The organism is Burkholderia sp. E168m23, assembly GCF_016586125.1.
Lineage (GTDB): Bacteria > Pseudomonadota > Gammaproteobacteria > Burkholderiales > Burkholderiaceae > Burkholderia > Burkholderia orbicola.
In genome coordinates this window covers 1-10,196 of sequence record NZ_BCPP01000138.1, presented here as the reverse complement: position 1 = coordinate 10,196, position 10,196 = coordinate 1, and the positions used below count along the sequence as shown (strand labels likewise).

The following is a 10,196-nucleotide window of genomic DNA, read 5'->3' as shown; positions in this document are numbered from 1 at the left end:
ACTTCGTATAATGTATGCTATACGAAGTTATTACGGTGGCCGCCGAACGTGCGCATCGCGCCTTGCAGCGCGGCCTTCGGGTCGGTGGTCGGCTGGCCGTCCGCGTCGATCGCCCAGTGCGGCGGAATCGCCTTGCCTTGCTTCGCGTGCAGCTCGATGTCGCCGCGCGCGATCGCGCTCGTCGCGAAATCGAATACGAACGGTTCGCCGCCCGGGCGCGGCCACGCGAACGCGATCGGGTTGGTGCCGAACACCGGTTCGCGGCCGCCTTCCGGGGCGACCCAGCTATGGCTCGGGTTCATCGCGATGCCGACCAGCCCTTCGACCGCGATCGCCTCGACCTCGGGCCACAGCGCGGAGAAGTGATAGCAGTGGTTGATCGCCATCGCGGCGATGCCGTGCTGCTTCGCCATCTCGACCAGCACGGGCAGCCCGGTCTCGAAGCTCAGCAGCGAGAAGCCGCGATGCGCGTCGACCGCGACGATCGACGACGACAGCCGGCGCAGCGTCGGCACGGCCTGCGGATCGACCTTGCCTTTCCTCAGCGACCGCACGCAGACGAGCAGCCGGTACACGCCGTGCGAATGGCATTCGTCGCGCTGGCCCTGCGTGATCACGTTCGCGATGGCGCGCGCATGTGCGTCGGACATCCCGTGGTGCGTCAGCACGCGCAACGCGAGCGCGTGGACTTCATCGAGCGACAGGACGACTTCGGTGGTGTGGTCAGCCATGGTTCACCTCACGCGAAACGAGCACGCCGTCGATGCGTTGCGGTACGCGCAGCGGATTGCTGTTGCGTAGCGCGTCCGGCAGCAGCGCGTCGGGCAGGTCCTGGTACGACACGGGGCGCAGGAAGCGCTCGATCGCGCGGGCGCCGACCGACGTCGTGCGGGTATCGGACGTCGCCGGGAACGGGCCGCCGTGCACCATCGCGTGGCCGACCTCGACGCCCGTGCCGAAGCCGTTGACGAGAATACGGCCGGCCTTGCGTTCGAGCGTCGGGCGTAGCGCGGCGAACAGCGTCGCGTCGCCATCGGCGATGTGCGCGGCGATGGTCAACTGGCCTTCAAGCGATTTCAGCACGCGATGCAGCGTGTCGACGTCCGGGCAGCGCACGATCAGCGACGCGGGGCCGAATACTTCGTCGCGCAATTCGGGGTGGGCGATGAACGCGTCCGCAGAGGTTGCGAACAGCGCCGCGCGCGCCTGATGACGGCCGCCTCCGACGCCTTCGGCCAGCAATTCGACGGCCGAGTGATCGCGCAACGCCGCGACGCCTTGCGCATAGCTCGCGTGGATGTGCGGTGTCAGCATCGTCTGCGCGGCGACGGCGCGCACGGCATCGGCGGCCGCGGCCTCGAATGCGCGCAGCGCGGGGCCGTCGACCGCGAGCACGAGGCCCGGGTTCGTGCAGAACTGCCCGGCGCCGAGCGCGAGCGACGCGACGAACTGCGGTGCGATGGTGTCGTGACGGGCCTCGAGCGCGGCCGGACACAGCAGCACGGGATTGATCGAGCTCATTTCCGCATAGACGGGGATCGGCTCTGCCCGCGCGGCCGCGATATGCATCAGCGCGACGCCGCCGCGGCGCGACCCGGTGAAGCCGACGGCCTTGATGCGCGGATCGGCGACGAGCGCCTGGCCGATCTCGCGCGACGCGTCGAACAGCAGCGAAAACACGCCGGCCGGCATCCCGCATTCGCGCGCGGCCTGCTGGATCGCGCGGCCGACGAGTTCGGACGTGCCCGGATGCGCGGAATGCGCCTTGACGATCACCGGGCAGCCGGCCGCCAGCGCCGATGCCGTGTCGCCGCCGGCCACCGAGAACGCGAGCGGGAAGTTCGACGCGCCGAATACCGCCACCGGCCCGACCGCGACATTGCGCAGGCGCAGGTCGACGCGCGGCAGCGGCTTGCGTTCGGGCCGCGCCGGATCGATGCGCGCATCGAGAAAACCGCCCTCCCGCACGAGCGACGCGAACAGCGCGAGCTGGCCGACCGTGCGACCGCGTTCGCCTTCGATGCGCGCACGCGGCAGCCCTGTTTCGACGACGCAGCGCTCGATCAGGTCGTCGCCGAGCGCCATGATGTGGCGGCCGATCGCGTCGAGGAACGCGGCGCGTGCTTCGAGCGACGTTTCGCGATAGGTGTCGAACGCGTCGGCGGCGAGCGAGCACGCCGTTTCCAGGTCGTGCAGGCTCGCGCCGACGAACGCCGGTTCGAGCGGTTCGCCGGTCGCGGCGGCGAGCGCGTGGAGGGTGCCGTTCTGTCCGGCGACGGCCGACTGGCCGATCAGGAGCTGACCTGTGAGTTGCATGGGTTTCCTCGGAAAAGGCAGGGCCGGGCGTACTGCGCCCGGCCGATGGAAGGGGAAAAGGGCGCGGGCGCGTCAGTCCTCGTCGTCGTCGAGTTGCAGCTTGTCGGCGCGCACGCCGGTGTTCGCGCCCCAGTAGTAGATGACGAGCGCGACGGCCGCGACGACGACCGTGTCGTACGGATGCGCGAGCCGGCCCGTGCCGCCGAAGCCGCCGAGATACGACAGCACGATCATCGCCGCATAGAACGCGATCAGCCACGCGGACGAACGCACCTGCTCGGCGAGGCTCAGGTGCGCGGTCGGTACCCAGCGGCGGCACGCGAGATAGATGACGAACATCACGATCTGCAGCCCGAGCAGCCAGGACACCGTGCTCCAGCCCGACCAGTAGACGATCAGCGCGGCGATCACGAACGACGCGGGGCCGGTGAGGCCGAACGCGCTGGCGCGGAACGGCCGCGGCAGGTCGGGCGCGGTGCGGCGCAGCGCGGCGACCGACACCGGGGCGACCGCATAGCTGAGCACCAGCGCGGCCGACACGATGTTGATCAGCGCTTCCCACGACGGGAACGGCAGCGTCCAGAAGATCGCGAGGCCGAACGTGAGCCACAGGCCCGCGCGCGGGATGCCCGACGCTTCGTCGACGCGCGTGAACACCTTGAAGAACGTGCCCGTCTTGGCCCAGCCGTAGACCACGCGCGGCGTCGCGTTCATGTAGATGTTGCCGCAGCCGCTCGGCGAGATCATCGCGTCCGCGACGACCATCACCGCGAGCCAGCCGACGCCGAGCGCGAGCGCGATGTCGCGGTACGGCAGCGAGAACGCCTTGCTCACGTCGTGCCAGCCTGCGGCGAGCATGTCGGTGGGAATGCTGCCGATGAACGCGAGTTGCAGCAGCACGTAGATCAACGTCGACAGCAGGATCGACAGGATCAGCGCGATCGGGATCGTGCGCTGCGGATTGCGCACCTCGCTCGCGACCGACACGATCGGCGTGAGCCCGAGATACGCGAAGATGATGCCGCCGGCCGACACGGCCATCTCAATGCCCGGCATGCCGAACGGCGCGAAGCCGTGCACGGTCAGGTTCGCGGGCTTGAAGAACGTGAACAGCACGCCGATCACCGCGAGCGGCACGATGAACTTGAAGACGCTGATGATGTTGTTCGCCTTCGCGAAGGTCTTCACGCTCGAATAGTTCAGGTAAAAGAAGAAGCACAGCAGCGCGGCCTGCACGAGCCAGCCGACGGTGGTCGGGTCGCTCGATCCTTCGACCGTCAGGCCCGGAAACCACGCGGCCGCGTACTGGCGCGCGGCGACGACCTCGATTGCGATCAGGCTCGAGAACGCGATCAGCGTGATGAAGCCCATCAGGTAGCCGAGCAGCGGACCGTGCGAGAACACCGGATAGCGCACCACGCCGCCGGCGCGCGGCAGCGCGGCGCCGAGCTCGCAGTAGACGATCCCGAGCAGCAGCACCGCGAAGCCGCCGAGCAGCCACGAGAAGATGCCGGCCGGGCCCGCGATCGTCGATACGTGACTCGCGGCGAACAGCCACCCCGAACCGAAAATGGCGCCGAGACCGATGAACGTGAGATCGGTCAGCGACAGCTGTTTCTTGAACTTGCCGTGACCCGCGCCGGGGTGCCCGGAACGGGAAAGCGGGACAGACGGGTGTGCGTTGCCTTGGCCTGGCATGGGCGTGTCTCCTGGAGGGAATATCGGCACAGGCTTGAGGTGCGCCGCGCTCCGACGGAGCAGCGGCGCCTGCCTGTCGGCCGGCGACGCCCGGTTCGAGCGACCGGGGCGGGCTGCGGGGCATTCACGCGCGGCACGCTCTGGCGCCGCGGCGAACGGGCCCGCAGGCCATGCCGGACCGGAGACGGCGGTGCGCAGGCGCAATGCCCGCGCGCCGCCGCAGGGGCGTCGATCAGAGACCGACGTCGGGCAGCGCCGGGCGCGTTTCGAGCGCCTTCGCGACGATGGCCTTCACTTCCGCGAGCGTGTCGCCTTGCAGCGCGAGGCGCGGCGGACGCGTGATCGCGCTGCCGCGGCCGACCAGCTCCTCGCACAGCTTGATGCACTGCACGAGGTCGGGGCGTGCGTCGAGGTGCAGCAGCGGCATGAACCAGCGATACAGCGCGAGCGCTTCGTCGAAGCGCTTTTGCTTCGCGAGGCGGAACAGCGTCTCGCCTTCCTTCGGGAACGCGTTCGACATGCCCGACACCCAGCCTTCGGCGCCGACCGCGATGCTCTCGACCACGACGTCGTCGAGGCCCGCGAACAGTACGAAGCGATCGCCGACCGCATTGCGCAGGTCGATGAAGCGGCGCGTATCGCCCGACGAATCCTTGAAGCAGACGATGTTCTCGCAATCCTGCAGCGCGATCAGCACGTCGGGCGTCACGTCGTTCTTGTAGATCGGCGGGTTGTTGTAGACCATCACCGGCAGGTCGGTGCTCGTCGCGACCGCGCGGAAGTGCGCGGCGGTTTCGTGCGGCTTCGCCGAGTAGACGAGCGCGGGCATCACCATCACGCCGTCGACGCCGACGCGCTGCGCTTCGCGCACCGTGTTGCGCGCGAATTCGGTCGTGAATTCGGCGATGCCGGCGATCACCGGAATCTTGCCGCCGGCCGCGTCGCGCGCGGCCTCGATCACCTGGAGCTTCTCGCTCGTCGACAGCGACGTGTTTTCGCCGACCGTGCCGCAGACCACGAGGCCCGACACGCCGTCGTTCACCAGGTTCTTGACCACGCGGTGCGTGGCGTCGATGTCGAGGGAAAAGTCCGGCTTGAACTGGGTGCTGACGGCCGGGAAAACCCCGGTCCATTGAATGGCTTTGCGGCTCACTGAAATCTCCTACGTTCGTATCGGTCGGCCGACGGGTGTGTCGGTGTGGCAACCAGTATCGCCGCGCAAACGCCCATCACGCTTGAGTCGTATCGCGGAGCAAAATGACGAAATCGGCACAGCGGCTGGCAGGGGCGGGAGGGGCCCGTCGCACTATGCCGATTTCGTCGTCGTCCTCATCGAAAAGCCACAAGCGGACGGACGCGCGACGGAGGAAGCTATGCTCCTTTCCCCACTTCGGACGGCTCATGATGAAGCGCATCCAGATCATCGATTCGCACACGGGCGGCGAACCCACTCGGCTCGTCGTGTCCGGCTTTCCGTCGCTCGGCCGCGGCACGATGGCCGAGCGGCGCGACGTGCTCGCGCGCGAGCACGACCGTTACCGCACCGCGTGCATCCTCGAGCCGCGCGGCAGCGACGTGATGGTCGGCGCGCTGCTGTGCGACCCGGTGGCGCCCGACGCGGCGGCCGGCGTGATCTTCTTCAACAATAGCGGCTATCTCGGGATGTGCGGGCACGGCACGATCGGCGTCGTGCGCACGCTGCATCACATGGGGCGCATCGAGCCCGGCGTGCACCGGATCGAGACGCCGGTCGGCACCGTCGAGGCGACGCTGCACGACGACCTGTCGGTCAGCGTGCGCAACGTGCCCGCATATCGTCACGCGCAGGGCGTCGTGCTCGACGTGCCGGGATACGGCCCCGTGAAGGGCGACATCGCATGGGGCGGCAACTGGTTCTTCCTGATCAGCGACCACGGGCAGCGCGTCGCCGGCGACAACGTCGCGGCGCTCACCGCGTATGCGTCGGCCGTGCGCGAAGGGCTCGAACGCGCGGGCATCACCGGCGCGAACGGCGGCGAGATCGATCACATCGAGTTGTTCGCCGACGATCCCGAGCACGACAGCCGCAGCTTCGTGCTGTGCCCGGGCCTCGCGTACGACCGTTCGCCGTGCGGCACCGGCACCAGCGCGAAGCTCGCGTGCCTCGCGGCCGACGGCAAGCTCGCGCCGGGCGTCGTGTGGCGGCAGGCGAGCGTGATCGGCAGCGTGTTCCACGCGAGCTACGAGCTGGCCGACGGCGGCATCGTGCCGACGATTCGCGGCAGCGCGCACCTGAGCGCGGAAGCGACGCTGCTGATCGACGAAGACGATCCGTTCGGCTGGGGCATCGGGTCGTGAGCGAAACGAAGACCGACGTCGTCGTGATCGGCGCCGGCATCGTCGGCGCGGCCTGCGCGCACGAACTCGCGCAGCGCGGGCTGCGCGTGCTCGTCGTCGACGACGCGAGCGGCGGCGCGACCGGCGCGGGCATGGGCCACCTCGTCGCGATGGACGACAACGCGGCCGAGCTCGCGCTGAGCCATTACTCGATCGACCTGTGGCGCGCGTTGAGCGGCGAGATGCCGGAAGGCTGCGCATACCGCAACTGCGGCACGCTGTGGCTCGCGGCCGATACGCACGAAATGGATCTGGCGCGCGCCAAGCAGGCGACGCTCGCCGCGCACGGCGTGGCCGGCGAGCTGATCGACGCGGCGGCGCTCGCGCAACTGGAGCCGATGCTGCGCGCCGGGCTCGGCGGCGCGCTGAAGATTCCCGGCGACGCGATTCTCTATGCGCCCGTCACCGCGAACTGGCTGCTGCAGCGCGCGCCGCGCATCACGTTGCGCCGCGAGCGGGCCGTCGCGGTCGATGGCTCGAGCGTGACGCTCGCGAGCGGCGACGTGCTGCGCGCGCAGCGTGTGCTGGTGGCGAACGGCGTCGCGGCGCGCACGCTGTTGCCCGAACTGCCGCTGCGCCCGAAAAAGGGCCATCTGCTGATTACCGACCGCTATCCGGGCCACGTGTCGCATCAACTCGTCGAGCTCGGCTATGCGGCGAGCGCGCACGCGAGCGACGGCACGTCGGTCGCGTTCAACGTGCAGCCACGGCCGACCGGCCAGTTGCTGATCGGCTCGTCGCGCCAGTTCGACACCGAGGACGCGCAGGTCGAGCCGCCCGTGCTCGCACGCATGCTGCGCCGCGCGGTCGGCTACCTGCCGGATCTGGCCGACCTGAACGGCATTCGCGCATGGACGGGTTTCCGATCCGCGAGCCCCGACGGCCTGCCGCTGCTCGGCGAGCACCCGGCGCGGCCGGGCGTGTGGCTCGCGGTCGGCCACGAAGGGCTCGGCGTGACGACCGCGCCGGGCAGTGCGCGGCTCGTCGCCGCGCTGATGGCCGGCGAGCGGCCGCCCATCGATATCGAACCGTATTTGCCGGGACGCTTCCTCACCGCGTCGTCCTTGGCCGGAGCGCTGACATGAAACGCCCCCCACGCTCACTTTGTTCGCTGCCCCCCGCGGGGGCGGTCAGCCTCCTTGGGGCGGCCCGGCGGAGGCTGACATGATCATTCATCTGGACGGCCGCGCGCTGACGGTGGCCGACGGCGTGACCGTCGCGGCCGCCGTTGCGGCGAGCGGCGACGACACGACGCGCGTGTCGTGCATGGGTGCGGCGCGTGCGCCGTTTTGCGGGATGGGCATCTGCCAGGAATGCCGGATGACGATCGACGGCCGGCGCCGGCTGGCGTGCCAGACGCTGTGCCGCGACGGCATGCAGGTGGAGCGCACGCGATGAAACAGGAACGACTGAGCGTCGACGTCGCGATCGTCGGCGCGGGCCCGGCCGGACTGTCGGCCGCGCGGGCCGCCGCGCGCAGCGGCGCGACCGTTGCGATCGTCGACGACAACCCGCGGGCGGGCGGACAGATCTGGCGGCAGCCGGCAGCGGCCGCACCGACGCCGGCCGCCGCCGAACGCCTCGCCGTGCTGCGGCAGCCGAACGTCATGCACCTCGCGGCGACGCGCATCGTCGCCGAAACGCAGCCGGGCACGCTGCTGCTCGAAGACGACGAATGCGGGCGGTTGCTCGATTTCCGGACGCTGATTCTCTGCTGCGGCGCGCGCGAGCTGCTGCTGCCGTTTCCGGGCTGGACGCTGCCTGGCGTGACCGGCGCGGGCGGCTTGCAGGCGCTGATCAAGTACGGGCTCGACGTGCGCGGGCAGCGCACGGTGATCGCGGGCAGCGGGCCGCTGCTGCTGGCGAGCGCGGCGACGGCCCGGCAGGCCGGCGCACGCGTGTCGCACGTGCTCGAACAGGCCGCATGGGGCGACGTCGCCGGCTTCGGCGCGGGGCTGTGGCGCTGGCCGTCGAAGCTCGCGCAGGCCGCGAAGCTCGTCACGGCTGCTTATCGGCCGGCTGCGTACGTCGTCGAGGCATTCGGCGACCAGCGGCTCGAACGCGTGCGGATTCGTCAGGGCGATCGCGAATTCGACGTCGACTGCGACCGGCTCGCGTGCGGCTTCGGCCTCGTGCCGAATACCGTGCTGCCGCGTCATCTCGGCTGCCGGATCGAGCACGGCGCGGTGGCGGTCGACGCACACCAGCGCACGAGCCGCGACGGGTATTTCGCGGCAGGCGAGTGCACGGGCGTCGGCGGCAGCGAGCTGGCGATGGTCGAAGGCGAAATCGCCGGCTATGCGGCGACCGGGCAGACCGACCGACTGGCCGCGCTGGTCGCACGCCGTGCGCGCTGGCAGGCGTTCGCGGATGCCGTACGCGAGCGCTTCGCGATCCGCGCGCCGATCCGCCGGCTCGCGCGAGCCGACACGCTGCTGTGTCGTTGCGAAGACGTGCGGTTCGATGCGGTCGCACGGGAACCGGGCTGGACCGCCGCCAAACTGCAGTCGCGTTGCGGGATGGGCGCATGCCAGGGTCGCGTGTGCGGCGCGGCCGCGCAGGCGCTGTTCGGCTGGACACCGCCGGCGCCGCGCACGCCGCTGGTGCCCGCGCGGGTCGGCACGCTGATGCTCGACGGTACGGAATCCTGCGACGGCGCGTGACGTGTGCGGCGTCGCGGTGAAGCGGCCCGGTTCGCGCCTGTTACGCCGTTCACTCCACCTTCACGTTCTCCCATCCGCCGACCTGCGGCGCCGCACAGGCGCGCAGACACTCGATCGTTGCGGCCACGGCCGCGCGGTTCGCGCTGTCGGGGTGCCAGTACATCGACACCGCGCCCTGGCCCTCGAGCTCCATCGGCAGGATGCGGATCGCGTTCAGTTGCGCGAAGCGCCGCGCGGCGCGGTGCGACGCGACACCGAGCAGATCGGTGTTGTTCAGCAGCGTGAGGTTCAGGATCGACGAATTCGATTCGACGCAGTGCGGCGGCTGCACACGGCCGGCGGCGTGCAGCGCGGCTTCCAGCGCATTGTGGACGGGCGTGCCCGCCGGCCACACGATCCACGGATAGGCGAGCACGTCGTCCCAGCCGAGCGACGTCGCGCCGGCCAGCGCGTGGCCGGGCCGCGCGACGAACACGACCGGATCGACGTACAGCGCTTCGGCATGCAGCAGCGGATCGACGGACGTCGAGCCCGAGCGGCCGACGACGATATCGAGTTCGCTGCGCGCGAGCTGCGGCATCAGCTGGTTCATCGTGCTTTCGGTGAGCCGCACCTGCGCGCGCGGCATCCGTTTCAGCAACTGCGACACCGCGAACGGCACCGTGTCGGCCGCCGCGACGCCCGACGTGCCGATCGTCACGAGGCCGCTGCCGCCTTCGCGCAACGCGGCCATGTCGTCGCGCGCGATGTCGAGCTGCGCTTCGACGCGTCGCGCATGCTCGATCAGCGCTTCGCCGTAGGGCGTCGGCCTCAGCCCGCGCGCATGCCGCTCGAACAGCGGCAGCCCGACATCCTCTTCCAGCTCCTTCAGCCATTTCGACAGCGCCGGCTGCGTGGTCGCGAGCGCGACCGCCGACTGGCTCAGATTGCCGGTGCCGGCGAGGCTCAACAGTACTTGCAGGTGCCGCAGCCGCAGCCGGTGGGTCCAGTCCATTGCATGCCTCGTTGCGAGAAGGTATATCCAGAAATATATGGATCAGATGATTTGACCATTTTACCGGGTATGTCTGCGTCGAATATAAATCTGCTGACGGACTGCAGCACGGTCCCCGCCCCGACATAGCGCCGACGCCGATCGGCCGC

The 10,196-nt window shown here is 69.9% G+C and carries 8 protein-coding genes and 1 pseudogene; 4 read left to right on the top strand and 5 right to left on the bottom strand.

The genetic code is table 11. The features are described from left to right. Positions 1–26 precede the first annotated feature (26 nt). The 4 genes and pseudogenes from JMF90_RS10065 to JMF90_RS10050 form a co-directional block, all read right to left on the bottom strand. Positions 27–731, bottom strand: a pseudogene (locus JMF90_RS10065) (Ldh family oxidoreductase); the annotation flags it as partial. Further along, complete coding sequence (locus tag JMF90_RS10060) at positions 724–2,316, bottom strand: aldehyde dehydrogenase (NADP(+)) (protein ID WP_011547927.1); 1,593 nt, start codon at positions 2,314–2,316, stop codon at positions 724–726. The gene JMF90_RS10060 and the pseudogene JMF90_RS10065, both read right to left, overlap by 8 nt. Before the next feature lie 72 nt (positions 2,317–2,388). Further along, on the bottom strand, positions 2,389–4,014 hold the full coding sequence (locus JMF90_RS10055) for an APC family permease (RefSeq protein WP_011547926.1): 1,626 nt from the start codon (positions 4,012–4,014) through the stop codon (positions 2,389–2,391). Positions 4,015–4,246: 232 nt separating this feature from the next. Further along, complete coding sequence (locus JMF90_RS10050) at positions 4,247–5,167, bottom strand: dihydrodipicolinate synthase family protein (protein WP_011547925.1); 921 nt, start codon at positions 5,165–5,167, stop codon at positions 4,247–4,249. Between the two features lie 251 nt (positions 5,168–5,418). Here JMF90_RS10050 and JMF90_RS10045 point away from each other — a divergent pair, with 251 nt between their 5' ends. From JMF90_RS10045 to JMF90_RS10030, 4 genes are all read left to right on the top strand, one after another. Further along, positions 5,419–6,351 (top strand): 4-hydroxyproline epimerase, encoded by a 933-nt coding sequence (locus JMF90_RS10045; protein ID WP_063828181.1) that lies wholly within the window; start codon positions 5,419–5,421, stop codon positions 6,349–6,351. After that, a complete protein-coding gene (locus JMF90_RS10040; RefSeq protein ID WP_201325076.1) occupies positions 6,348–7,475 on the top strand; it encodes an FAD-binding oxidoreductase in 1,128 nt (375 codons plus the stop codon). The genes JMF90_RS10045 and JMF90_RS10040 overlap by 4 nt, the downstream gene beginning before the upstream one ends. Before the next feature lie 79 nt (positions 7,476–7,554). Further along, positions 7,555–7,788, top strand: a complete 234-nt coding sequence (locus tag JMF90_RS10035; RefSeq protein ID WP_011547922.1) for a 2Fe-2S iron-sulfur cluster-binding protein — start codon at positions 7,555–7,557, stop codon at positions 7,786–7,788. Next, on the top strand, positions 7,785–9,053 hold the full coding sequence (locus JMF90_RS10030; protein WP_011547921.1) for an FAD/NAD(P)-binding oxidoreductase: 1,269 nt from the start codon (positions 7,785–7,787) through the stop codon (positions 9,051–9,053). Before JMF90_RS10035 ends, JMF90_RS10030 begins: the two co-directional genes overlap by 4 nt. Before the next feature lie 49 nt (positions 9,054–9,102). On the opposite strand, the gene JMF90_RS10025 is transcribed toward JMF90_RS10030, so the two are convergent. Then, entirely contained in the window at positions 9,103–10,047 is a 945-nt protein-coding gene (locus tag JMF90_RS10025) for a LysR substrate-binding domain-containing protein (RefSeq protein WP_011547920.1), read from the bottom strand. Positions 10,048–10,196 lie beyond the last annotated feature (149 nt).

Coding starts and splice junctions, on each gene's coding strand:
- JMF90_RS10055 (WP_011547926.1), bottom strand. CDS start 4,014: ATGCCAGGCCAAGGCAACGCACACCCGTCTGTCCCGCTTTCCCGTTCC.
- JMF90_RS10035 (WP_011547922.1), top strand. CDS start 7,555: ATGATCATTCATCTGGACGGCCGCGCGCTGACGGTGGCCGACGGCGTG.
- JMF90_RS10025 (WP_011547920.1), bottom strand. CDS start 10,047: ATGGACTGGACCCACCGGCTGCGGCTGCGGCACCTGCAAGTACTGTTG.
- JMF90_RS10060 (WP_011547927.1), bottom strand. CDS start 2,316: ATGCAACTCACAGGTCAGCTCCTGATCGGCCAGTCGGCCGTCGCCGGA.
- JMF90_RS10045 (WP_063828181.1), top strand. CDS start 5,419: ATGAAGCGCATCCAGATCATCGATTCGCACACGGGCGGCGAACCCACT.
- JMF90_RS10030 (WP_011547921.1), top strand. CDS start 7,785: ATGAAACAGGAACGACTGAGCGTCGACGTCGCGATCGTCGGCGCGGGC.